Source organism: Brevibacillus sp. DP1.3A, from assembly GCF_013284245.2.
Classification (GTDB): Bacteria; Bacillota; Bacilli; order Brevibacillales; family Brevibacillaceae; genus Brevibacillus.
This window is the reverse complement of record NZ_CP085876.1, coordinates 230,257-252,435: the sequence shown is the minus strand read 5'-3', so window position 1 is coordinate 252,435 and position 22,179 is coordinate 230,257. Positions and strand designations below refer to the sequence as shown.

Below are 22,179 nucleotides of genomic sequence, written 5' to 3'. Positions count from 1 at the left end.
CCCTCCTTGTTGTTAGAATTGCAGACCAGCTTCACGAGCTGCTTCTGCCAGTGCTTTAATACGTCCATGATAGATGTAACCACCGCGGTCAAAAATCACTTCAGTCGCACCTTTTTCTTGTGCACGCTTAGCGATCAGTGTGCCAACAGCTGTAGCAGCTTCCACGTTAGCGCCATTATTCAGGCCCAGCTCTTTATCCAAAGAAGATGCAGATACCAATGTTGCGCCAGTTGCATCGTCGATCAATTGAGCGTAGATGTGCTTAGAAGAACGGAATACGTTCAGACGCGGGCGAATGGTTGAACCAATCACGCGTTTGCGGATTCGCAGGTGACGTTTTTTCCGAGCTTTGTTTTTATCAGCTTTCGTAAACATTAAGCGGCCTCCTTTCTCATGAAGCTAGAAGCTTATTTACCTTTTTTACCTTCTTTACGACGAACCACTTCGTTGTTGTAACGAATACCTTTACCTTTGTATGGCTCAGGTTTGCGCAGGGAACGAATCTCAGCAGCAATTTGGCCTACACGCTCTTTGTTGATACCTTTAACAATCAGAGTCGTTTGGTTAGGTACGTCGATTTCGATACCCTCTTCTGGATTAACTTCCACTGGGTGGGAGAAACCAAGAGAGAGAGTAACGCCGTTGCCAGTTTTGGCAGCACGGTAACCTACACCGACCAGTTCCAAGGTACGAGTGAAGCCTTCAGATACGCCAGTTACCATGTTGGATACCAGCGCACGAGTCGTACCATGCAGGGAACGGTGAAGTTTGTTATCGCTTGGACGCTCAACAACTACTTCGTTTTCAGCGATGTTGATTTTGATATCTTCATGGAAGCTACGAACGAGTTGACCCTTAGGGCCTTTTACCGTCAGCTCAGTACCGTTCAGAGTGAGGGTAACGCCTGCAGGGACCACGATCGGTTTTCTACCGACACGAGACATGTGGTGCACCTCCTGTGCTATTTACAATCTGTTAATTACCAAATGTATGCGAGAACCTCTCCACCAACGTGTGCTTGACGAGCTTGCTTGTCAGTCATTACACCAGTGGATGTAGAGATGATCGCGCAACCGAGACCACCCAAAACCTTAGGTACTTCATTGTTCTTTGCATAAACACGAAGTCCTGGCTTGGAGATACGTTTCAGACCTGTGATGACGCGCTCGTTGCTCGCACCATATTTCAGGAATACGCGGATGATTCCTTGTTTGTTGTCTTCAACAAACTCCGCATCGCGGATGAAGCCTTCTTCTTTCAGAATGCGCGCGATTTCCTTCTTGATGGTGGACGCCGGGATTTCCACTTTCTCGTGGCGAACCATGTTGGCGTTACGAATTCGTGTCAACATATCTGCGATTGGATCAGTCATAACCATGAGAGAAAACCTCCTTCCCGTTTCAAATTACCAGCTTGCTTTTTTCACGCCTGGAATTTGACCTTTATAAGCAAGTTCACGGAAGCAAATACGGCAGAGTTTGAATTTACGCAATACGGAGTGAGGACGTCCGCAACGCTCGCAACGAGTGTACGCGCGTACTGCAAACTTCGGCTCCCGCTGTTGCTTGATGATCATTGATTTCTTTGCCACATTCTTCCCTCCTTACGAGTGGGTTTATTTACGGAATGGCATACCCATTTGAGTCAGCAACTCACGAGCTTCCTCATCCGTTTTCGCGGAAGTAACAATAACGATGTCCATACCACGAACTTTATCAATTTTATCGTACTCGATCTCAGGGAAGATCAGTTGTTCCTTCAGACCAAGTGTGTAGTTACCGCGACCGTCAAAAGCCTTGGAAGAAATTCCACGGAAGTCACGAACACGCGGGAGAGATACGTTCATCAATTTGTCGAGGAAGTGGTACATACGCTCGCCGCGCAGAGTAACCTTCGCACCGATCGGCATACCTTCACGCAATTTGAAACCCGCGATGGATTTCTTAGCCTTTGTTACTACAGGCTTTTGACCAGCGATGATTTGCAGGTCTTCAATTGCAGTATCCAAGGACTTAGCGTTCGCTACCGCTTCGCCAACACCCATATTGATGATGATCTTTTCTACTTTCGGCACTTGCATGATGGAAGTGTAGTTAAACTTGCTCATCAAACCAGGCACGATTTCGCTCGTATACTTTTCTTTCAATCTTGTTGCCATCTAGGATATCCTCCTTTCCAACCTGACTACTTGTCGAGTACTTCGCCAGACTTTTTCGCGTACCGAACTTTCTTGCCGTTATCCAAAACTTTGTAACCGATGCGAGTAGCTTTTCCGGACTTCGGATCGATCAAAGACACGTTGGATACGTGAATAGCTGCTTCTTGAGTCACAATGCCACCTTGCGGGTTAGCTTGGGACGGACGGCTATGTTTCTTCACGAGGTTGATACCTTCAACCAGAACGCGTTCTTTCTTTGGATAAGCAGCGAGAACGCGACCTTTTTTGCCTTTATCTTTGCCCGCATTTACGATAACAGTGTCGCCTTTTTTAACGTGCATCGCTTGGTGCACCTCCTATCGAACAAACTGCCTGAGTTTTTCCGTTCAATTAGATAACCTCTGGAGCCAGAGAGATGATCTTCATGAAATCCTTGTCGCGGAGCTCACGAGCCACAGGTCCAAAGATACGAGTACCACGAGGGGATTGATCGTCTTTGATAACTACAGCTGCATTCTCATCGAACTTGATGTAAGAACCATCGTTACGACGAACGCCACTTGCTGTGCGTACTACAACCGCTTTAACTACTTGACCTTTCTTGACAACGCCGCCGGGTGTAGCGGATTTTACGGAGCACACGATAACATCCCCGATGTTCGCCGTTTTGCGACCGGAACCACCCAGAACCTTGATGCACATGAGTTCCTTAGCACCGGAGTTGTCAGCAACAGCCAATCTCGTTTGAGTTTGGATCATTTACTGTTCCTCCTTTCGGATTTATCTATCCGAAAATCTGACTTATACGATTACTGCCTCTTCAACGATACGTACCATACGGAAACGCTTGTCTTTAGACAATGGACGAGTTTCCATGATTTCTACGATGTCGCCAACTTTTGCTGCGTTGTTCTCATCGTGAGCCTTGAACTTTTTGGAGAATTTCATGCGTTTACCGTACAATGGGTGTGTCTTGTAAGTTTCAACAAGAACAACAATGGTTTTATCCATCTTGTCGGAAACGACGCGACCTACAACGGTTCGACGCATATTGCGATCTGCGGTCATCGTTCAAACCTCCTTCCTATAATTAGCCGATTCCCAATTCTCTCTGGCGCAGGACGGTTTTCGCACGAGCAATATCCTTACGCACTTGTTTGATACGAGATGTGGTTTCGAGTTGACCCGTTGCCAACTGGAAACGAAGGTTGAACAACTCTTCTTTCAAAGAAGTAACGTTTTGTTCGAGCTCGGCAGTGGTCAAATTACGGTACTCATTAGCCTTCATGTGCGTCACCACCCACTTCTTCACGCTTCACGAACTTGCACTTGATAGGCAGTTTGTGCATAGCCAGACGCATAGCTTCGCGAGCGACTTCTTCAGGAACACCAGCAAGTTCAAACATGATCTTGCCTGGCTTCACTACCGCTACCCATTTCTCAGGAGAACCTTTACCGGAACCCATCCGTACTTCGAGCGGTTTTTGTGTTACTGGTTTGTCTGGGAAAATTTTGATCCAAACTTTACCACCACGTTTAATGTAACGAGTCATCGCGATACGAGCTGCCTCGATCTGACGGTTAGTTACCCAAGATGGCTCCATTGCTTGCAATCCGTATTCACCGAACGCAACAGTAGTACCGCCTTTTGCGTTACCTGCCATTTTCCCGCGGTGTTGTTTACGGTGTTTCACGCGTTTTGGCGTCAACATGATTACTTGCCTCCTTCCTCAGTAGCGACGTTCTTTCTCGCTGGAAGGACTTCTCCACGATAGATCCACACTTTAACACCGATGCGACCATAAGTGGTATGTGCTTCAGCAGTACCGTAGTCGATGTCAGCGCGCAATGTGTGAAGCGGAACAGTACCTTCGCTGTAACCTTCAGAACGTGCGATGTCCGCGCCGCCAAGACGACCGCTTACCAAGGTTTTGATACCTTTAGCACCAGAGCGCAGCGAACGAGTAATCGATTGCTTTTGCGCACGGCGGAAAGAAATGCGGTTTTCCAATTGGCGTGCAATATTTTCAGCTACAAGAGTAGCATCCAGATCCGGACGTTTTACTTCGTTGATGTTGATATGAACGCGTTTGCCAGTCAGTTCGGTCAAAGTTTTGCGCAGAGTTTCAACCTCTGAACCACCTTTACCAATTACCATACCAGGCTTAGCGGTGTGAATCGTAACGTTCACGCGATTAGCTGCGCGTTCGATTTCGATCGTGGATACAGCAGCATCTTTCAGACGCCCTTTTACATACTTACGGATTTTCAAGTCTTCGTGCAACAGAGTTGCGAAGTCCTTGTCAGCGTACCATTTGGACTCCCAGTCACGAATGACACCGATCCGAAGACCTACCGGGCTTACCTTTTGACCCACACGTAATCCCTCCTTATTTCTCGTTTAGTACCACTGTGATGTGGCTCGTGCGTTTATGGATGCGGCTAGCGCGACCCATAGCGCGCGGACGGAAACGCTTCAACGTAGGACCTTGGTCTACGAAGATTTTGCCGACTACCAAGCCATTTGGATCCAGCTCATAGTTGTGCTCAGCGTTTGCAATAGCCGATTTCAGGAGCTTTTCAACAACCGGAGAAGCTGCTTTAGGCGTATGTTTCAAGATCGCCAAAGCTTCACCTACTTGCTTGCCTCTGATCAAGTCAACCACCAGGCGGACTTTACGAGACGCGATGCGAATATTGCGTGCAACTGCTTTTGCTTCCATCTTTGTACCTCCTCTCTGTCAAGAGAAAATTAGCGCTTCTTGGACTTCTTGTCGTTGTCGACGTGACCCTTGAAGGTACGAGTTGGTGCGAATTCACCCAATTTATGACCAACCATGTCTTCCGATACGTATACAGGTACATGTTTGCGGCCATCGTAAACTGCAAACGTGTGTCCTACGAAATCAGGGAAGATGGTGGAACGGCGAGACCATGTTTTGATCACGCGTTTCTCGTTCTTTTCATTTTGCTCGTCAACTTTTTTCATCAAGTGGTCATCCACGAAAGGACCCTTTTTTAAGCTACGTCCCATTAGTGAACCTCCCTTCGCCAAAGGCGTTCGGTTATAGTATCAGCCTACCTTACTTTTTACGGCGGCGGATGATGTACTGGTCGGACTTGTTCTTTTTCTTACGAGTCTTGAGACCCAGGGTTGGTTTACCCCAAGGAGTAACAGGAGCCTTACGACCGATTGGAGCGCGACCTTCACCACCACCGTGTGGGTGATCGTTAGGGTTCATTACGCTACCGCGAACTGTCGGGCGAATACCCAACCAGCGGGAACGTCCTGCTTTACCGATGTTCAGCAATTCGTGATCTTGGTTACCTACTTGACCGATAGTAGCGCGGCATACGTTATGAATGCGGCGAGTTTCACCGGAAGACAGGCGAACGATTACGAATTCACCATCACGACCAAGCAATTGAGCAGAAGTACCAGCAGCGCGAACCAATTGGCCACCTTTACCAGGTTTCAGCTCGATGTTGTGGATGGTAGTACCTACCGGGATTTTCTCCATTGGCAGTGCGTTACCGATTTTGATGTCGGCATCTGCTCCGGATACAATCTGGTCGCCCACTTTCAGGTTTTGTGGAGCGATAATGTAACGCTTTTCACCGTCTGCATAGTTGATCAGCGCGATGTTAGCGGAACGGTTTGGATCGTATTCAATGGTTGCTACGCGACCAATGATACCATCTTTGTTACGTTTGAAGTCGATAATACGGTATTTACGTTTGTGACCGCCACCTTGATGACGAACGGTAATTCTACCTTGGTTGTTGCGACCAGCTTTTTTGCTGAGAGGCGCCAACAAGGATTTTTCGGGAGTCGACGTGGTGATCTCCTCGAAAGTAGAAACCGTCATTTGGCGACGACCAGGAGAAGTCGGTTTAAACTTTTTGATACCCATGTTAATACCCTCCTTTTCGGTAGTCGTCGAGGTTATACTCCCTCGTAGAAGGCCAATTCTTTGCTGTCATCAGTCAGCTTAACGATTGCTTTCTTCCACTCGGATGTGTAACCGGAGTATTTTCCGTAGCGTTTTGGTTTAGCAGGTACACGAACTGTGTTAACTGCTTCTACTTTTACGCCAAATACTTTTTCAACTGCTTGTTTGATTTCTGTCTTGTTGGCTTTGAGAGGTACTTCGAATACGTACTTTTTCTCAGCCATCATATCAGTGGTGCGCTCGGTAATGACAGGGCGTTTAAGGACATCATGAAGGCTCTTCATTATGCGAGCACCTCCTCTACTTTCGCAATCGCTTCTTTCGTCACGATTACTTTGTCATGCGCTACCAGATCAAGAACGTTAATGCCTGCAGCATCTACGATTTTTGCACCTGGAATATTGCGGGAAGCAAGAGCTACGTTTTGGTCGTACTCGGAAGTAACGATCAGAACTTTGCGATCTGCTTTCAAGTTGTTCAGAACAACTGTCATTTCTTTTGTTTTAGGAGCTGCAATGTTCAGAGCTTCCAAAACCAACATTTCATTGCTTTGTACTTTTGCGGAGAGTGCGGATTTCAGTGCCAAACGACGAACTTTACGGTTCAGTTTGTAACCGTATTTGCGCGGAGTTGGACCGAATACAACGCCGCCACCTTTCCATTGCGGAGAGCGAATGGAACCTTGGCGTGCACGTCCTGTACCTTTTTGGCGCCATGGCTTGCGGCCACCACCACGTACTTCAGAACGGTTCTTCACATCATGTGTACCTTGGCGTTGGGATGCTTGTTGCATCACGATCGCATCGTACAGAACTGCGCTGTTAGGCTCAATCCCAAATACGCTGTCTGCCAGATCGATTTCGCCAACTTGAGAACCGCTTTGGTTATAAAGAGCTACTTTCGGCATGTCAGTTCCTCCTTTCCTTACTAGTTCTTCTTGACTGCCGTGGAAACCAGTACGCAGCCGTTTTTCGGACCAGGCACGGAGCCTTTCACGAGAATCAAGTTGCGTTCTGCGATAACTTTAACCACTTCCAGGTTTTGAATGGTAACGTTGTCTCCACCCATTTGACCTGGCAGGGTTTGGCCTTTAAATACACGACCTGGATCGACAGCACCCAAAGAACCTGGGCGGCGATGGTAGCGTGAACCGTGAGCCATAGGACCGCGGGATTGATTGTGACGTTTGATTGCACCTTGGAAACCTTTACCCTTGGTTACGCCGGCAACGTCAACGAATTCTCCCTCAGCAAAAATGTCAGCCTTCAACTCTTGACCAACCTCATAGTCAGCGAGGTTTACTCCGCGAATTTCGCGAACGAAGCGCTTAGGAGCAGTGTTAGCTTTTGCTGCATGGCCTTTTTCCGGCTTGTTAGCGCGCTGTTCTTTTTTGTCGTCGAAACCGATTTGAATTGCTTCATAACCGTCGTTCGCAACGTCTTTCTTCTGAAGAACTACGTTAGAACCTGCCTCGATAACCGTTACAGCAATCGCTGCTCCGTTTGGACCAAAAACTTGACTCATTCCAAGTTTTTTCCCTAAGATTCCTTTGGTCATTTGTGCCACCTCCTGTGCTTATTTCAGTAAAACGTTTTATGTTGTATCAAGTCCCCATCGATGCGCAGGGGTGCCATTTAAGGGTTTGTTGCTTGGTATAACACGCTTATCAAGACAACGTCTGCGCGTGTATCGCTTTTTGGGACCTTACAGTTTAATCTCGATGTCCACACCAGACGGCAGATCCAGACGCATCAGAGCATCTACTGTTTGTGGTGTAGGATTCAAGATATCGATCAAACGTTTATGTGTACGCATCTCGAATTGCTCACGAGAATCTTTGTACTTATGAACCGCACGCAGGATCGTGTAAATTGCTTTCTCCGTAGGAAGTGGAATTGGACCGGATACGTTAGCACCGGAACGCTTCGCAGTGTCCACGATTTTCTCTGCGGACTGATCCAGGATTTTGTGATCATACGCCTTCAAACGAATACGAATCTTTTGCTTTGCCATTGAAGTCCCTCCTTTTTCGCCCATTTTTTAAACAGACATTTCTCCGTGGAAATATCCTGCACCCCAGTCATGGCAAAGGGCCCGGGTGTGTCAGCAACCTCCCACATCATCGCAAGTCCATGACCAACATTCAATATTGTACTAAAAAGAATTGGGCAACGCAAGTTTTTTCTTGGGTTTCCTCATATTTTTTTGTACATGGTGTGCCTACTGATTAGCTCACCTTGAACATATTACAGATTTCCGGGAAGAAAGGCAAGCGGGATTACCTGCCAACTCCCTAAGTCATCTATCTATAATAGAAGGAAAACGTTATACTAATGGTTGTAATCGTTATGAAATGGAGGTTTTCCTCAATGTCTGATGTGAATCAAACCCCTTATGAAATCATTGGCGGTGCAGATACTTTGGCCCGTCTTGTCGATACTTTTTACGATCTGGTAAAGCAGCATCCCGACATTAACGACCTCTTCCCTGAAGATTTAACCCATGTGAAGGAACGGCAATATCAGTTTTTAACACAGTTTCTCGGTGGTCCAAGCCTGTATTCGGACGCCCATGGTCATCCGATGCTGCGAGCACGACACATGCCATTCCCGATTGGACCTATACAGGCAGAAGCTTGGCTCTCTTGTATGGATAAAGCCATGGACCTGACTGAACTGGAAGGCGAAATTCGAAAGCAAATCTTTGATCGCTTGCGCTTAACTGCTCATCATATGGTCAATAAGTGGGATCAATAAGAAAAAGCGTAGGGCAATTTACTGTCCTACGCTTTTGTCGTTATATCAGAGGTTGCTGCTGCACGTGTAGCTTTCGGTCTCACTAAGCTACGCGATCCCAAATAAACACCGCCTACGATCATGCACAGTGCTAGTAAGTGTACGAGTTGAAGGCTTTCTCCCAGGAATATCGCCGCAAATACCAAGCTGGCCATTGGCATTCCATTTAAGAAAACAGCTGTTCGACTCGCTCCGAGCTGACGTATCCCATAATTCCAGCCGATCGAACCGAGCGCAGTTGACAGCGCACCTGAAGCAAAAATCACAAGCCACTGGAAGGATGAAACATCCAAAGCTAGATAATAGGAAGCTGGTTGGACAGTCAAAGCTACTCCCCATAAGAAGATGACCCCAAACATTTGCGATAAAGCCGTAATTAAAAGCACCGGTACACCTCTTACGACCAATTTCCGAATGAGTAAACCACCCGTTACATACATAAGCATGGAGAAAAACATAATGGCATCTCCCCAGCCATTCATATGAAGGCCGCCGTGCTGAGAGATGACGACAATCAATACTCCTGCAAAACCCATTCCAATGCCAAGCCCTTTTTTCAACGACATGCCTTCCCCTAAGAAAAGCATCGCCAAGAGAGCAGTTGCCAAAGGATTTAATCCAAGTATAAGCGATGCATTTCCTGCCGTCGTGTATTGAACACCTGCTGCAAGCGTTATTTGATGAAGCGCGATAGAACTAGCACCGACTCCAGCTAACAAGAACCAATCTGTTTTGCTAAATCGCAAACTCTTTCTGTATATGAAGATGAGTGGCGATAAACATATCCCACCAACAGTCATGCGTATAGCGGCCACATATAATGGAGGGAACGTCGTTAAATATTTGACCATGACCACGTTCAAGCCCCACAGCGTGACAACACCTGCAAGCATAAGAAACAATAATCGCTCATTATTTTTCATCTATAGTATCCCCCATCCAATCCTGATGGTATTGTAGCATATTACTCTGAGCAGCTTATTGAATGATTTTGATGGGAGTTATTTAAAAATTCGATAAAAGCGCATTAAAAAACCCGACAACCAAAGTTGTCGGGTTTTTGCGTATCAGTAAATCCTAAGCGTCGATAGAAGCTACAACACCAGCGCCTACTGTACGGCCACCTTCGCGGATCGCGAAGCGAGTACCTTGTTCCATCGCTACTGGAGCGATCAGTTCAACAGTGAACTCAGTGTTGTCGCCAGGCATGATCATTTCAACGCCTTCTGGCAGTTGGATGATACCTGTTACGTCAGTTGTACGGAAGTAGAACTGTGGACGGTAGTTAGCAAAGAAAGGAGTGTGACGTCCGCCTTCTTCTTTGGACAGAACGTAAACTTCTGCTTTGAACTTAGTGTAAGGCTTAACGGAAGCTGGCTTCGCCAAGCATTGTCCACGCTCGATGTCATTACGGTCTACACCGCGCAGAAGAGCACCGATGTTGTCACCAGCTTGAGCGGAATCCAGCAATTTGCGGAACATCTCAACGCCAGTTACAGTAGTTGTTTTTGTTTCTTCAGCCAAACCGATGATCTCAACTTGGTCACCAACTTTTACTACACCGCGCTCTACGCGACCAGTAGCAACAGTACCACGACCAGTGATCGTGAACACGTCCTCTACAGGCATCAGGAACGGCTTGTCAGTTGCGCGCTCAGGAGTTGGGATGTAGGAATCTACAGCTTCCATCAGCTCAACAATTTTCTTAGCCCAGTCACCAGTTGGGTTATCCAAAGCTTCTTTAGCAGAACCTTTGATTACTGGAGTGTCGTCACCTGGGAACTCATATTGAGACAACAGGTCACGGATTTCCATTTCAACCAGTTCCAACAACTCTTCATCGTCTACCATGTCGCATTTGTTCATGAATACTACGATGTAAGGTACGCCTACTTGCTTGGAGAGCAGGATGTGCTCACGAGTTTGTGGCATAGGGCCATCAGCTGCGGATACAACCAGGATTGCGCCGTCCATTTGAGCAGCACCAGTAATCATGTTTTTCACGTAGTCAGCGTGACCAGGGCAGTCAACGTGAGCATAGTGACGGTTGTCAGTTTCGTACTCAACGTGTGCTGTGTTGATTGTGATACCGCGCTCTTTTTCTTCTGGAGCAGCGTCAATCGCAGCATAGTTCATTGCTTGTGCTTTACCGCTCTGTGCCAATACAGTTGTAATAGCAGCAGTCAGGGTAGTTTTACCATGGTCAACGTGACCGATAGTACCAATGTTAACGTGTGGTTTATTACGTTCAAATTTCGCTTTTGCCATGAGAGAAAAGCCTCCTTATAGATAAGGGTTTTATGGTTTGAAGAAAGGTTTACCTTACGAATGGTTGTCCCTTCAATATTGTAAACCTTTCTGATTGCAAGATAAAGCTGTAACCTGTAATTATTCGCCTTTAGATTTCTTGATGATCTCTTCAGCGATAAATTTAGGTACTTCTTCGTAGTGGTCGATCACCATGGAGTAAACGCCACGGCCTTGGGTACGGGAACGAAGAATTGTGGAGTAACCAAACATCTCGGACAGTGGTACCATTGCACGGATTACTTGTGCATTTGCACGAGCTTCCATACCTTCGATACGACCGCGGCGGGAGTTCAGGTCGCCCATAACGTCGCCCATGTACTCTTCTGGCATTGTAACTTCTACTTTCATGATTGGCTCGAGCAGTACAGCGCCACATTTTTTCGCAGCTTCTTTCAGAGCGAGAGAACCTGCTACTTTAAATGCCATCTCGTTGGAGTCAACATCATGGTAGCTACCGTCTACGACAGTTGCTTTGATATCAACCAGCGGGAAGCCGGCGATAACACCATTTTTCATGGACTCTTCGATACCCGCTTGAACAGCAGGGATGTATTCGCGTGGTACTACACCACCAACGATTTTGTTTTCGAATTGGAAGCCTTGACCAGCTTCGAGTGGAGAGAATTCCACCCAAACGTGACCGTATTGACCACGACCACCGGACTGACGAACGAATTTACCTTCCACTTTTGCTGCGTTACGGAATGTTTCACGGTAAGCAACTTGTGGAGCACCTACGTTCGACTCGACTTTAAATTCGCGTCTCAGACGGTCTACGATGATCTCCAGGTGAAGCTCACCCATACCGGAGATGATTGTTTGACCAGTCTCTTCATCTGTGCGAGTTCTGAACGTTGGATCCTCTTCAGCCAGCTTGGACAGGCCGATACCCATCTTGTCTTGGTCTGCTTTGGATTTTGGTTCGATCGCAACAGAGATAACTGGCTCTGGGAAGTCCATAGACTCGAGGATTACAGGAGCCTTTTCATCACACAGAGTATCACCAGTTGTTGTATCTTTCAAACCTACAGCTGCAGCAATGTCACCGGAGTAAACCGTTTGGATCTCTTCACGGTGGTTTGCGTGCATTTGCAGGATACGGCCTACGCGCTCACGTTTACCTTTGGTAGAGTTGAGAACATAAGAACCGGAACTCAGTACACCGGAGTATACGCGGAAGAAAGTCAGGCGGCCTACATACGGGTCAGTCATGATCTTGAACGCAAGAGCAGAGAACGGACCGTTGTCGTCAGCAGCACGATCAACTTCTTCTTCAGTATCTGGCAATGTACCTTTGATTGCAGGGATATCTACCGGAGACGGCAGGTAAGTAACTACGTTGTCCAGCATAGGCTGAACACCTTTGTTCTTGTAAGAAGAACCGCACATTACCGGCGTCAGTTTGCACTCGATAGTACCCTTACGCAGAGCAGCACGGATTTCGTCGTTGGTCAGCTCTTCGCCTTCCAAATACTTCATCATGAGCTCTTCGTCTTGTTCTGCAGCTGCCTCAACCATCGCCATGCGAAGTTCTTCGCAACGAGCGAGCAGTTCAGCAGGAATTTCAGCAGAGTCAGAAGTTTTACCCAAATCATCGGTATATACGATTGCCTTCATTTCGATCAGGTCAACCATACCTTTGAATTGATCTTCTGCACCGATTGGATATTGGATAGCTACTGGATTTGCACCCAGGCGAGATTTGATCTGACCCAAGCACATATCAAAGTTAGCACCCATGATATCCATTTTGTTGATGTAGCACATGCGTGGTACGCCATAGCGGTCAGCTTGGCGCCATACGGTTTCGGTCTGCGGCTCAACGCCACCTTTTGCGTCAAAAACGGTTACAGCACCGTCAAGAACGCGCAGGGAGCGCTCAACTTCTACAGTGAAGTCTACGTGGCCTGGCGTATCGATAATGTTGATTCGATGGCCATTCCATTGAGCAGTAGTAGCAGCCGAAGTGATCGTGATACCACGCTCTTGCTCTTGTTCCATCCAGTCCATGGTTGCTGCACCTTCGTGCACCTCACCAATTTTATGAACGCGACCAGTGTAGAACAGAATACGCTCAGTAGTCGTCGTCTTACCAGCATCGATGTGAGCCATGATACCGATATTACGCGTATTCGGCAAAGAGAACTCGCGAGCCATTAGGTATGCTCCTTCCATACTCGAGTTTGAGAATAAACGGGTATCCAATACGGACACCCGATTCAATTCCTACCAGCGATAGTGAGCAAACGCTTTGTTCGCTTCAGCCATCTTGTGCGTGTCTTCACGCTTTTTAACTGCTGCACCGGTGTTGTTAGCAGCGTCCATGATCTCGTTAGCAAGACGTTGTTCCATGGTTTTCTCTCCACGGTTACGGGAGTAGTTAACCATCCAACGCAGGCCAAGAGTGGTACGGCGCTCCGGTTTTACTTCGATTGGTACTTGGTAGTTAGCACCACCTACACGGCGAGCTTTAACTTCCAATACTGGCATTACGTTTTTCAGTGCTTCTTCAAACACTTCCATCGGGTTGCGACCTGTGCGCTCCTGGATGATGTCAAATGCGTTGTAGAGAATGTTCTGAGCTACACCACGCTTACCATCCAACATCAGGCGGTTAATCAAGCGAGTAACCAACTTGCTGTTGTGAATAGGATCAGGCAGCACGTCACGACGGGTTACAGGACCTTTACGAGGCATCGTATTCCCTCCTTCTTTTCGTTATAAAATCACGCCACTTCACAGGCGTTTTCTTATTTCTTTTTCGCTGCAGCTGCTGCTTGACCTGGCTTCGGACGCTTAGTACCGTACTTGGAACGACCTTGTTTACGGTTGTTCACACCAGCAGTGTCAAGTGCACCACGAACGATATGGTAGCGTACCCCTGGCAAGTCTTTTACACGACCGCCGCGCACCAGCACGACGCTATGCTCTTGCAGGTTGTGGCCAATACCACCGATGTAAGCTGTTACCTCGATTCCGTTAGTCAAACGCACACGAGCGTATTTACGCAACGCGGAGTTCGGTTTTTTCGGAGTCATGGTACCTACACGAGTGCAAACACCACGTTTTTGAGGAGAGCTTTGGTTAGTTTGGCTTTTCTTGAAGCTGTTGTACCCCTTTTGAAGAGCTGGGGACTTCGACTTCACAACCTTATCCTCGCGACCTTTACGCACCAATTGGTTAATTGTAGGCATGATGTTACCTCCCTTCTTAATACCCAATCTTCAAGACCACAGATCCAGGTGAGTCATTTTTAGGTCAAATAGAAAGTCCTTGTCCAGCATTACGCAACGTGTAAGCCGCAGACAAAAACATCGTTAACCACTTTTTTTAATCGCAGCAGTAGCCGCTCCCACTTCAATTCCGCACGCTTTGCCTAAGCGACGCATGGAATCTACATGAATGACTGGAACACCCTTCTCTTTGCAAAGGAGCTCGACTTTTTGGGTCAAACGCTTATCTGCATCAACAGCGATATACACCGCTTCTACCTGTTGGTTTTCAACAGCCTTGATCGTCTGCTTAATGCCGATAGTCAAGTCCTTGGCCCGCTCGACTTTTTCATAAGACATGATTCTCATATCCTCCAAAGTACAGATGTCAGGCACACTTGAATATAATATCAGGTGGGCTAGTTGTTGTCAACGCCCATCTCATATTTTTATTTAGGAAAGCGCCCACCAATCGGTGATGGGCGCTTTTCCCGTAATTACTCTACAGAAACCGCTTCTTGCTCGGCTTTTGCTGCTTCCAGCTCTGCTTCGTAATCTACTTGACTAGCAACTTTTACATTGCGGTAACGAGACATACCGGTACCTGCTGGAACCAACTTCCCGATAATAACGTTCTCTTTCAAACCTAGCAAGCGATCCACTTTTCCTTTGATCGCTGCGTCGGTGAGAACGCGGGTAGTTTCTTGGAAAGAAGCTGCCGACAAGAAGGAATCCGTCTCAAGAGATGCTTTTGTAATCCCGAGAAGAACCGGACGACCTACTGCTGGACTTCTGCCTTCCATGAGGGCCTGTGTGTTCGCTACTTCAAATTCTGGTACCTCAACATAGGAGCCTGGCAAGAGGTCTGTATCTCCGCTGTCGATAACGCGCAGTTTGCGCAGCATCTGACGAATCATAACCTCAACGTGCTTGTCGTTAATTTCTACCCCTTGCATACGGTAAACTTTTTGTACCTCTTGCAAGATGTAGTTGGAAACGCCGCGCATGCCTCGAACTTTGAGCATTTCTTTCGGGTCTACGGAACCTTCCGTGAGCTCATCACCAGCATTCAGCTTCACACCAACAGAAACCTTGATGCGAGAGCCATACGGTGCTGCATACACTTTGTTTTCCGCTTCTCCACGCACTTCGATTTCGCGACGATCTTTCCCTTCGCGAATGTCGACGACTTCACCATCGATCTCGGAGATGACTGCTTGCCCTTTTGGATTACGCGCTTCGAACAACTCCTGAATACGCGGCAAACCTTGGGTAATATCGTCTCCCGCAACCCCACCGGTATGGAAGGTACGCATGGTCAGCTGGGTACCCGGCTCACCAATGGACTGAGCAGCGATAATACCAACCGCTTCTCCCACTTCCACCTCGGCACCTGTCGCCAAGTTGCGTCCGTAGCACAGTTTGCAGACACCATGGCTGGTGCGGCAAGCAAGTACGTTACGGATATAGACGGAAGTAATACCTTCTTTTTCGATATACTCGGCAACCTCTTCAGAGATCTCCTCATTGCGGTGCACGATGATTTCTTTCGTCTCAGGGTGGCGCAAAGTCTCGAAGCAAGTACGTCCTGTCAGACGGTCAGACAGCTTCTCGATCTCTTCTTTACCATCCTTGATCGCTGTTACACGGATACCTTTATCTGTTCCACAATCGGTTTCGCGTACAATCACGTCTTGAGCTACGTCCACCAGACGACGAGTCAGGTAACCCGAGTCCGCTGTACGCAAGGCCGTATCGGCGAGACCTTTACGCGCACCGTGCGTGGAGATAAAGTACTCCAATACCGTCAGACCTTCACGGAAGTTGGATTTAATCGGCAACTCAATGATTCGACCAGATGGGTTGGCCATCAGACCGCGCATACCTGCCAGCTGAGTGATCTGGGATACGTTACCGCGGGCACCGGAGTTCGCCATCATGTAGATCGCATTGAACTTATCCATCGCCTTCATCAAAACTTCTGTTACTTCATCCTTCGCTTTGGACCAGATGGAGATTACACGGTCATAACGCTCGTCTTCGGTAATTAAACCGCGACGGAATTGCGTCATGACAGTTGCAACTTTCTCATCTGCAGCATCAAGGATGTCTTTTTTCTTTCCTGGTACTGCAATGTCCGCTACGGCAATCGTGATACCTGCTTTCGTCGAGTACGTGAAGCCCAGTTCCTTGATCTTGTCGAGGATCATGGACGTTTTCATCGTACCAAAGCGACGGAAGCACTCGGAAATAATGGTTCCTAGGAAGCCTTTTTTTACAGCACCTGGATCCGGGAGGTTCTTAATGAACTCAGAAACATTCGTACCTTTATCAAAGACAAAGCACTCATCTGGAACCATCGTTTGCAGGTTAGCTCTAGTCGGTGCATTGATAAACGGCATATCTGCAGGGAAGATTTCGTTGAAGATCACTTTCCCAACTGTCGTTACGATCAGTGCGTTCTCTTGACGCTCAGTAAAGCTGATTTTGTTCAGGCGTTTCGCTGGCAGAGCGATGCGCGTATGCAGGCTGATAAAGCCTTGCTGATAAGCGGCAATCGCATCGTGAGGATCGCGATAAATCGTACCCTCGCCTTTGTCACCTTCGCGTTCCAGTGTCAGGTAGTAGGAACCAAGCACCATATCCTGGGATGGTGTTACTACCGGTTTACCGTCTTTCGGGTTCAAGATATTCTGCGCTGCCAGCATGAGGATACGAGCTTCCGCCTGTGCTTCTGCAGACAACGGAACGTGAACCGCCATTTGGTCACCGTCAAAGTCCGCGTTGTACGCTGTACAAACGAGTGGATGCAGACGGATCGCACGGCCTTCAACCAGAACTGGTTCGAATGCCTGGATACCCAGACGGTGCAAGGTGGGGGCACGGTTCAACAGTACCGGGTGCTCACGAATAACGTCCTCGAGAACGTCCCATACCTCTGGCTGAACGCGCTCAACCTTGCGCTTTGCGCTCTTGATGTTGTGAGCGAGGCCTTTGGAAACCAGCTCTTTCATCACAAACGGTTTGAAGAGTTCCAGTGCCATTTCTTTAGGCAAACCGCACTGATACATCTTCAGGTTAGGTCCTACAACGATAACGGAACGGCCGGAGTAGTCAACACGCTTACCGAGCAGGTTTTGACGGAAACGACCTTGTTTACCTTTCAGCATGTGGCTGAGAGATTTCAAAGGACGGTTACCTGGTCCTGTTACCGGACGTCCACGACGACCGTTGTCGATGAGCGCGTCTACTGCTTCCTGCAGCATGCGTTTCTCGTTTTGTACGATAATGTCAGGAGCACCCAGTTCGAGCAGGCGCTTCAAACGGTTATTCCGGTTAATTACACGGCGGTACAGGTCATTCAGGTCGGAAGTGGCAAAACGTCCACCATCCAACTGAACCATTGGACGAAGCTCTGGCGGGATAACCGGCAGTACGTCGAGAACCATCCAATCCGGATGGTTACCGGAGTTGCGGAATGCCTCGAGTACTTCCAGACGCTTGATCGCACGGTTGCGACGCTGGCCTTGTGCCGTTTTCAAATCTTCTTTTAACGTTTCCACGTCTTTATCCAGATCGATTTCTGCAAGCAGGCGTTTGATCGCTTCTGCTCCCATCATCGCTTGGAAGGAGTGGCCGTATTTCTCACGATAGTTGCGATACTCTTTTTCGGAGAGCAATTGCTTTTTATCGAGAGGAGTGTCACCTGGATCAGTTACTACGTAAGAAGCAAAGTAGATTACTTCCTCCAGGGAACGAGGGGACATGTCGAGCACCAAGCCCATACGGCTTGGAATCCCTTTGAAGTACCAGATGTGAGAAACTGGGGCAGCCAGTTCAATGTGCCCCATACGCTCACGCCGTACTTTGGCGCGGGTCACTTCCACGCCACAACGGTCGCACACTACACCTTTATAACGAACGCGCTTGTACTTACCGCAATGACACTCCCAGTCCTTGGTTGGTCCAAAGATGCGTTCGCAGAACAAGCCGTCTTTTTCCGGTTTCAATGTGCGGTAGTTGATCGTCTCTGGCTTCTTCACTTCCCCGAAAGACCACGAACGGATCTTATCGGGGGAAGCCAAGCCGATCTTCATATATTCGAAGTTGTTCACGTCAATCACAGGGCGTTACCTCCCTTGGTACCGGAATCTTACTCTTCGTTCAAGCTTCCGCCTTCGAGTACGAGGTTCAGTTTTTCACCGTTGCCTTCATCCTCGTCTTCCATTTCACGCATTTCAATCTCCTTCTCATCACCGGACAGAATCTTCACGTCCATACCCAAGCTCTGGAGTTCCTTAATCAATACTTTGAAGGACTCAGGAACACCTGGTTCTGGAACGTTTTCACCCTTAACGATCGCTTCGTACGTTTTCACGCGGCCCACGACGTCATCCGACTTGACAGTGAGAATTTCTTGCAAGGTGTAGGCAGCACCGTATGCTTCCAGTGCCCAAACCTCCATCTCCCCGAAACGCTGTCCACCAAATTGAGCTTTACCACCCAATGGCTGTTGCGTAACAAGAGAGTAAGGACCAGTGGAACGAGCATGGATTTTGTCATCGACCAAGTGAGCCAGTTTCAGCATGTATACACAACCAACTGTTACACGGCGATCAAACGGTTCACCTGTACGACCATCAAACAAGATCGTTTTTCCGTCACGATCCAGGCCTGCTTCTTCCAACGTTTCGAATACTTCTGCCTGACGTGCACCGTCAAATACTGGCGTTGCTACGTGGATACCCAGAAGCTTCGCTGCCATACCCAAGTGAGTCTCCAATACCTGACCGATGTTCATACGCGAAGGTACGCCCAACGGGTTGAGTACGATCTCTACTGGAGAGCCATCTGGCAGGAACGGCATGTCTTCTTCCGCCATGATGCGGGCAATAACCCCTTTGTTACCATGTCGACCGGCCATTTTGTCACCCACGGAGATTTTCCGTTTTTGGGCGATGTAAACGCGAACGAGTTGGTTTACGCCTGGTGGCAATTCGTCGCCATTCTCACGCGTAAATACTTTTACGTCTACGATGATACCGGAACCGCCATGCGGTACGCGCAGGGATGTATCACGAACTTCACGAGCTTTTTCACCGAAGATGGCATGCAGGAGGCGTTCTTCTGCTGTCAGCTCAGTAACCCCTTTTGGAGTAACCTTACCAACGAGAATGTCGCCGTCCTGAATCTCCGCACCAACACGGATGATACCGCGTTCGTCCAGGTTTTTCAGAGCATCTTCCCCGACGTTTGGAATATCGCGAGTGATTTCCTCTGGACCCAGCTTGGTGTCGCGAGCTTCGGACTCATATTCTTCAATATGGATAGACGTATACACGTCATCTTTAACAAGTTTTTCACTCAGAAGAATCGCGTCTTCGTAGTTGTATCCTTCCCACGTCATAAACGCTACGATTACGTTACGACCGAGAGCCAATTCACCTTTTTCAGTGGATGGGCCGTCCCCAACGATATCGCCTTTTTCAATCCAGTCTCCAGTGCTTACGATTGGACGCTGGTTGATGCAGGTACCTTGGTTGGAACGAATAAACTTGTGCATTTTGTACTTATCGAGATCGCCGGCAACTTTTCTACCGTCGATTTCTTGGTAACGACGAATCCAGATTTCGCGAGCCGTTACGCGCTCTACTTGACCCGGATTTTTGGCTACGATCGCCACGCCGGAGTCTTGCGCTGCTTTATGTTCCATACCAGTACCGACAAACGGTGCTTGTGGAATCAAAAGCGGAACGGCCTGCCGCTGCATGTTTGAACCCATCAGTGCGCGGTTGGCGTCATCGTTCTCGAGGAACGGAATCAGCGCTGTCGCAACAGATACAACCTGCTTCGGCGATACGTCCATGAAGTCAACCTTGTCGCGCGGTACGCTCAAGATCTCACCTTTACGACGGCAGATAACCATGTCGTTTACGAAACGGCCATCTTGATCCAGTGGCTGATTCGCCTGTGCCACGTTGAACACGTCTTCCTCATCAGCAGTCAAGTAGCTGATATCAGTCAACACGAAGCCTGTTTCTGGATCTACTTTACGACGAGGTGTTTCAATGAATCCGTAATCGTTAATGCGTGCAAAGGACGACAAAGAGTTGATCAAACCAATGTTTGGTCCCTCTGGCGTCTCAATTGGACACATACGACCGTAGTGGGAATGGTGAACGTCGCGCACTTCGAAGCCCGCGCGCTCACGCGTCAAACCACCAGGTCCGAGTGCGGACAGACGGCGTTTGTGCGTCAGCTCAGCCAATGGGTTTGTTTGGTCCATAAACTGAGACAACTGCGAGCTACCAAAGAACTCCTTTAGTGATGCAATCACTGGACGGATGTTAATGAGAGCCTGCGGTGTAATTTGATTTTGATCTTGGATGGACATACGCTCACGAACCACACGCTCCATACGGGACAAACCGATACGGAATTGGTTCTGCAAGAGCTCACCCACGGAACGCAGACGACGGTTACCCAAGTGGTCGATATCGTCTGTGGAACCTACACTGTGCAGGAGGTTCATGAAATAGTTGATCGCCGAGACGATGTCCGCCGGCGTAATATGCTTGAAGGACTTATCTACATTTCCGTTTCCGATTACTTTGATGATCTTGCCATCTTCAATCGGAGAGAAAATATTGATAGATTGTAGATGGATTGCTTCATCTTCCAGAACGCCGCCATGCGTGCGAACGTCAATAAATCCGATGCTGCCTTCCAGAGCTGGCACAATGCGCTCCAATACACGACGGTCAATCATTTGACCGGCTTCGGCGAAAATTTCACCTGTAGTGGTATCGATCAATGTTTCAGCCAAACGTTGGTTGTACAGACGGTTTTTCAGATGAAGCTTCTTGTTCATTTTGTAACGACCAACAGAAGCCAGGTCATAGCGCTTAGGGTCGAAGAAACGAGAGATCAAGAGGCTCTTCGCATTTTCAACTGTTGGCGGCTCGCCCGGACGAAGACGCTCGTAGATTTCGATGAGCGCTTTTTCCGTAGAATCGGTATTGTCTTTTTCCAGCGTGTTCTTGATGTATTCATCTTCACCCAGCAAGTTGAGAATCTCAATGTCAGAACCAAAGCCCAACGCACGCAAAAGAACCGTTACCGGGATTTTTCGCGTACGGTCGATGCGGACATAAATTACGTCTTTCGCATCGGTCTCCAGCTCCAGCCAAGCACCCCGGTTCGGGATTACTGTAGCTGTAAACGTCTGCTTGCCGTTTTTGTCCACTTTGGTGTTGTAATATACACTGGGGGAACGAACAAGCTGGCTGACAATAACGCGCTCAGCACCATTAATAATGAAGGTTCCCGTTTCGGTCATGAGCGGGAAATCCCCCATGAAGACTTCTTGTTCCTTCACTTCTCCCGTCTCTTTGTTCAACAAACGTACCTTCACACGCAGAGGCGCCGCATAGGTGACGTCACGTTCTTTCGACTCGTCAACATCGTACTTCGGCTCTCCCAAGCTGTAGTCGATAAACTCCAGCACGAGATTACCTGTGAAGTCCTGGATTGGCGAAATGTCTTGGAACATCTCACGGAGCCCCTCATCAAGGAACCACTGGTAGGACTTTTGTTGAATCTCGATGAGATTTGGAAGGCCCAGCACTTCGTTAATACGTGAATACGTACGACGCTGGCGGTGTCGGCCACTTTGAATCACTTTACCTGCCAACTTATTCACCCCTCAGGTTGTGTTTTCACACATAGAAACTCGGCATTCGGCAACTTTA

The 22,179-nt window shown here is 48.2% G+C and carries 27 protein-coding genes; 1 reads left to right on the top strand and 26 read right to left on the bottom strand.

The window, feature by feature from the left end; genetic code table 11:
• Window positions 1–12 precede the first annotated feature (12 nt).
• The 18 genes from rplR to rpsJ form a co-directional block, all read right to left on the bottom strand.
• Window positions 13–375: a 50S ribosomal protein L18 gene (rplR, locus tag HP399_RS01470; protein ID WP_007716266.1), complete on the bottom strand. Its 363-nt coding sequence runs from the start codon at window positions 373–375 to the stop codon at window positions 13–15.
• Window positions 376–407: 32 nt separating this feature from the next.
• Window positions 408–944: a 50S ribosomal protein L6 gene (rplF, locus tag HP399_RS01465; RefSeq protein WP_173621073.1), complete on the bottom strand. Its 537-nt coding sequence runs from the start codon at window positions 942–944 to the stop codon at window positions 408–410.
• Between the two features lie 35 nt (window positions 945–979).
• Window positions 980–1,378, bottom strand: coding sequence for a 30S ribosomal protein S8 (gene rpsH, locus HP399_RS01460; RefSeq protein WP_007716262.1), 399 nt, complete (start codon window positions 1,376–1,378; stop codon window positions 980–982).
• Window positions 1,379–1,405: 27 nt separating this feature from the next.
• Window positions 1,406–1,591, bottom strand: a complete 186-nt coding sequence (locus HP399_RS01455) for a type Z 30S ribosomal protein S14 (protein WP_007716256.1) — start codon at window positions 1,589–1,591, stop codon at window positions 1,406–1,408.
• A gap of 24 nt (window positions 1,592–1,615) precedes the next feature.
• A complete protein-coding gene (gene rplE, locus HP399_RS01450; protein WP_007716254.1) occupies window positions 1,616–2,158 on the bottom strand; it encodes a 50S ribosomal protein L5 in 543 nt (180 codons plus the stop codon).
• A 26-nt stretch (window positions 2,159–2,184) separates the two neighbouring features.
• Complete coding sequence (gene rplX, locus HP399_RS01445; RefSeq protein ID WP_007716253.1) at window positions 2,185–2,499, bottom strand: 50S ribosomal protein L24; 315 nt, start codon at window positions 2,497–2,499, stop codon at window positions 2,185–2,187.
• A 49-nt stretch (window positions 2,500–2,548) separates the two neighbouring features.
• A complete protein-coding gene (gene rplN / locus HP399_RS01440) occupies window positions 2,549–2,917 on the bottom strand; it encodes a 50S ribosomal protein L14 (RefSeq protein ID WP_017247050.1) in 369 nt (122 codons plus the stop codon).
• Window positions 2,918–2,959: 42 nt separating this feature from the next.
• Complete coding sequence (gene rpsQ, locus HP399_RS01435; protein ID WP_007716251.1) at window positions 2,960–3,226, bottom strand: 30S ribosomal protein S17; 267 nt, start codon at window positions 3,224–3,226, stop codon at window positions 2,960–2,962.
• Between the two features lie 22 nt (window positions 3,227–3,248).
• Window positions 3,249–3,446, bottom strand: a complete 198-nt coding sequence (gene rpmC, locus HP399_RS01430) for a 50S ribosomal protein L29 (protein WP_007716250.1) — start codon at window positions 3,444–3,446, stop codon at window positions 3,249–3,251.
• Entirely contained in the window at window positions 3,436–3,870 is a 435-nt protein-coding gene (rplP, locus tag HP399_RS01425; RefSeq protein ID WP_007716249.1) for a 50S ribosomal protein L16, read from the bottom strand. The genes rpmC and rplP overlap by 11 nt, the downstream gene beginning before the upstream one ends.
• A gap of 2 nt (window positions 3,871–3,872) precedes the next feature.
• Window positions 3,873–4,535, bottom strand: coding sequence for a 30S ribosomal protein S3 (rpsC, locus tag HP399_RS01420; RefSeq protein ID WP_007716248.1), 663 nt, complete (start codon window positions 4,533–4,535; stop codon window positions 3,873–3,875).
• Between the two features lie 13 nt (window positions 4,536–4,548).
• Window positions 4,549–4,881 (bottom strand): 50S ribosomal protein L22, encoded by a 333-nt coding sequence (gene rplV, locus HP399_RS01415; RefSeq protein WP_144618199.1) that lies wholly within the window; start codon window positions 4,879–4,881, stop codon window positions 4,549–4,551.
• A 29-nt stretch (window positions 4,882–4,910) separates the two neighbouring features.
• Entirely contained in the window at window positions 4,911–5,192 is a 282-nt protein-coding gene (gene rpsS / locus HP399_RS01410) for a 30S ribosomal protein S19 (protein WP_007716246.1), read from the bottom strand.
• Window positions 5,193–5,241: 49 nt separating this feature from the next.
• On the bottom strand, window positions 5,242–6,072 hold the full coding sequence (gene rplB, locus HP399_RS01405) for a 50S ribosomal protein L2 (protein ID WP_007716245.1): 831 nt from the start codon (window positions 6,070–6,072) through the stop codon (window positions 5,242–5,244).
• Between the two features lie 32 nt (window positions 6,073–6,104).
• Window positions 6,105–6,395, bottom strand: a complete 291-nt coding sequence (gene rplW / locus HP399_RS01400; RefSeq protein ID WP_007716243.1) for a 50S ribosomal protein L23 — start codon at window positions 6,393–6,395, stop codon at window positions 6,105–6,107.
• On the bottom strand, window positions 6,395–7,018 hold the full coding sequence (rplD, locus tag HP399_RS01395; RefSeq protein WP_173621072.1) for a 50S ribosomal protein L4: 624 nt from the start codon (window positions 7,016–7,018) through the stop codon (window positions 6,395–6,397). Before rplD ends, rplW begins: the two co-directional genes overlap by 1 nt.
• Window positions 7,019–7,038: 20 nt before the next feature.
• Window positions 7,039–7,668 (bottom strand): 50S ribosomal protein L3, encoded by a 630-nt coding sequence (rplC, locus tag HP399_RS01390; RefSeq protein WP_064202927.1) that lies wholly within the window; start codon window positions 7,666–7,668, stop codon window positions 7,039–7,041.
• Between the two features lie 147 nt (window positions 7,669–7,815).
• Window positions 7,816–8,124 carry a 30S ribosomal protein S10 gene (gene rpsJ / locus HP399_RS01385; protein ID WP_007716236.1) on the bottom strand — a complete coding sequence of 103 codons (309 nt, stop codon included), beginning with the start codon at window positions 8,122–8,124 and terminating at the stop codon, window positions 7,816–7,818.
• Window positions 8,125–8,480: 356 nt separating this feature from the next.
• Here rpsJ and HP399_RS01380 point away from each other — a divergent pair, with 356 nt between their 5' ends.
• The gene (locus HP399_RS01380) at window positions 8,481–8,867 is read left to right on the top strand and encodes a globin domain-containing protein (protein WP_173621071.1); all 387 of its coding nucleotides are present in this window, start codon (window positions 8,481–8,483) and stop codon (window positions 8,865–8,867) included.
• 26 nt (window positions 8,868–8,893) lie between these two features.
• Here the strand turns inward: HP399_RS01380 and HP399_RS01375 are convergent, their stop codons facing one another.
• The 8 genes from HP399_RS01375 to rpoB all read right to left on the bottom strand — a co-directional run bounded on the left by HP399_RS01375 (window position 8,894) and on the right by rpoB (window position 22,121).
• The gene (locus HP399_RS01375) at window positions 8,894–9,829 is read right to left on the bottom strand and encodes a DMT family transporter (RefSeq protein WP_173621070.1); all 936 of its coding nucleotides are present in this window, start codon (window positions 9,827–9,829) and stop codon (window positions 8,894–8,896) included.
• A gap of 154 nt (window positions 9,830–9,983) precedes the next feature.
• Window positions 9,984–11,174, bottom strand: a complete 1,191-nt coding sequence (gene tuf, locus HP399_RS01370; RefSeq protein WP_106841287.1) for an elongation factor Tu — start codon at window positions 11,172–11,174, stop codon at window positions 9,984–9,986.
• A gap of 120 nt (window positions 11,175–11,294) precedes the next feature.
• On the bottom strand, window positions 11,295–13,373 hold the full coding sequence (gene fusA / locus HP399_RS01365) for an elongation factor G (RefSeq protein WP_007716231.1): 2,079 nt from the start codon (window positions 13,371–13,373) through the stop codon (window positions 11,295–11,297).
• Between the two features lie 69 nt (window positions 13,374–13,442).
• Window positions 13,443–13,913: a 30S ribosomal protein S7 gene (gene rpsG / locus HP399_RS01360; RefSeq protein ID WP_007716226.1), complete on the bottom strand. Its 471-nt coding sequence runs from the start codon at window positions 13,911–13,913 to the stop codon at window positions 13,443–13,445.
• Between the two features lie 53 nt (window positions 13,914–13,966).
• On the bottom strand, window positions 13,967–14,410 hold the full coding sequence (rpsL, locus tag HP399_RS01355) for a 30S ribosomal protein S12 (protein ID WP_005828873.1): 444 nt from the start codon (window positions 14,408–14,410) through the stop codon (window positions 13,967–13,969).
• Window positions 14,411–14,533: 123 nt separating this feature from the next.
• Window positions 14,534–14,788 (bottom strand): 50S ribosomal protein L7ae-like protein, encoded by a 255-nt coding sequence (locus tag HP399_RS01350; protein ID WP_007716222.1) that lies wholly within the window; start codon window positions 14,786–14,788, stop codon window positions 14,534–14,536.
• A gap of 137 nt (window positions 14,789–14,925) precedes the next feature.
• Complete coding sequence (gene rpoC / locus HP399_RS01345; RefSeq protein WP_173621069.1) at window positions 14,926–18,552, bottom strand: DNA-directed RNA polymerase subunit beta'; 3,627 nt, start codon at window positions 18,550–18,552, stop codon at window positions 14,926–14,928.
• 29 nt (window positions 18,553–18,581) lie between these two features.
• Entirely contained in the window at window positions 18,582–22,121 is a 3,540-nt protein-coding gene (rpoB, locus tag HP399_RS01340) for a DNA-directed RNA polymerase subunit beta (RefSeq protein WP_173621068.1), read from the bottom strand.
• Window positions 22,122–22,179: the final 58 nt, after the last annotated feature.

Coding starts and splice junctions, on each gene's coding strand:
- rplR (WP_007716266.1), bottom strand. CDS start 375: ATGTTTACGAAAGCTGATAAAAACAAAGCTCGGAAAAAACGTCACCTG.
- rplF (WP_173621073.1), bottom strand. CDS start 944: ATGTCTCGTGTCGGTAGAAAACCGATCGTGGTCCCTGCAGGCGTTACC.
- rpsH (WP_007716262.1), bottom strand. CDS start 1,378: ATGGTTATGACTGATCCAATCGCAGATATGTTGACACGAATTCGTAAC.
- rplE (WP_007716254.1), bottom strand. CDS start 2,158: ATGGCAACAAGATTGAAAGAAAAGTATACGAGCGAAATCGTGCCTGGT.
- rplX (WP_007716253.1), bottom strand. CDS start 2,499: ATGCACGTTAAAAAAGGCGACACTGTTATCGTAAATGCGGGCAAAGAT.
- rplN (WP_017247050.1), bottom strand. CDS start 2,917: ATGATCCAAACTCAAACGAGATTGGCTGTTGCTGACAACTCCGGTGCT.
- rpsQ (WP_007716251.1), bottom strand. CDS start 3,226: ATGACCGCAGATCGCAATATGCGTCGAACCGTTGTAGGTCGCGTCGTT.
- rpmC (WP_007716250.1), bottom strand. CDS start 3,446: ATGAAGGCTAATGAGTACCGTAATTTGACCACTGCCGAGCTCGAACAA.
- rplP (WP_007716249.1), bottom strand. CDS start 3,870: ATGTTGACGCCAAAACGCGTGAAACACCGTAAACAACACCGCGGGAAA.
- rplV (WP_144618199.1), bottom strand. CDS start 4,881: ATGGAAGCAAAAGCAGTTGCACGCAATATTCGCATCGCGTCTCGTAAA.
- rpsS (WP_007716246.1), bottom strand. CDS start 5,192: ATGGGACGTAGCTTAAAAAAGGGTCCTTTCGTGGATGACCACTTGATG.
- rplB (WP_007716245.1), bottom strand. CDS start 6,072: ATGGGTATCAAAAAGTTTAAACCGACTTCTCCTGGTCGTCGCCAAATG.
- rplW (WP_007716243.1), bottom strand. CDS start 6,395: ATGAAGAGCCTTCATGATGTCCTTAAACGCCCTGTCATTACCGAGCGC.
- rplD (WP_173621072.1), bottom strand. CDS start 7,018: ATGCCGAAAGTAGCTCTTTATAACCAAAGCGGTTCTCAAGTTGGCGAA.
- rplC (WP_064202927.1), bottom strand. CDS start 7,668: ATGACCAAAGGAATCTTAGGGAAAAAACTTGGAATGAGTCAAGTTTTT.
- rpsJ (WP_007716236.1), bottom strand. CDS start 8,124: ATGGCAAAGCAAAAGATTCGTATTCGTTTGAAGGCGTATGATCACAAA.
- HP399_RS01380 (WP_173621071.1), top strand. CDS start 8,481: ATGTCTGATGTGAATCAAACCCCTTATGAAATCATTGGCGGTGCAGAT.
- HP399_RS01375 (WP_173621070.1), bottom strand. CDS start 9,829: ATGAAAAATAATGAGCGATTATTGTTTCTTATGCTTGCAGGTGTTGTC.
- tuf (WP_106841287.1), bottom strand. CDS start 11,174: ATGGCAAAAGCGAAATTTGAACGTAATAAACCACACGTTAACATTGGT.
- fusA (WP_007716231.1), bottom strand. CDS start 13,373: ATGGCTCGCGAGTTCTCTTTGCCGAATACGCGTAATATCGGTATCATG.
- rpsG (WP_007716226.1), bottom strand. CDS start 13,913: ATGCCTCGTAAAGGTCCTGTAACCCGTCGTGACGTGCTGCCTGATCCT.
- rpsL (WP_005828873.1), bottom strand. CDS start 14,410: ATGCCTACAATTAACCAATTGGTGCGTAAAGGTCGCGAGGATAAGGTT.
- HP399_RS01350 (WP_007716222.1), bottom strand. CDS start 14,788: ATGTCTTATGAAAAAGTCGAGCGGGCCAAGGACTTGACTATCGGCATT.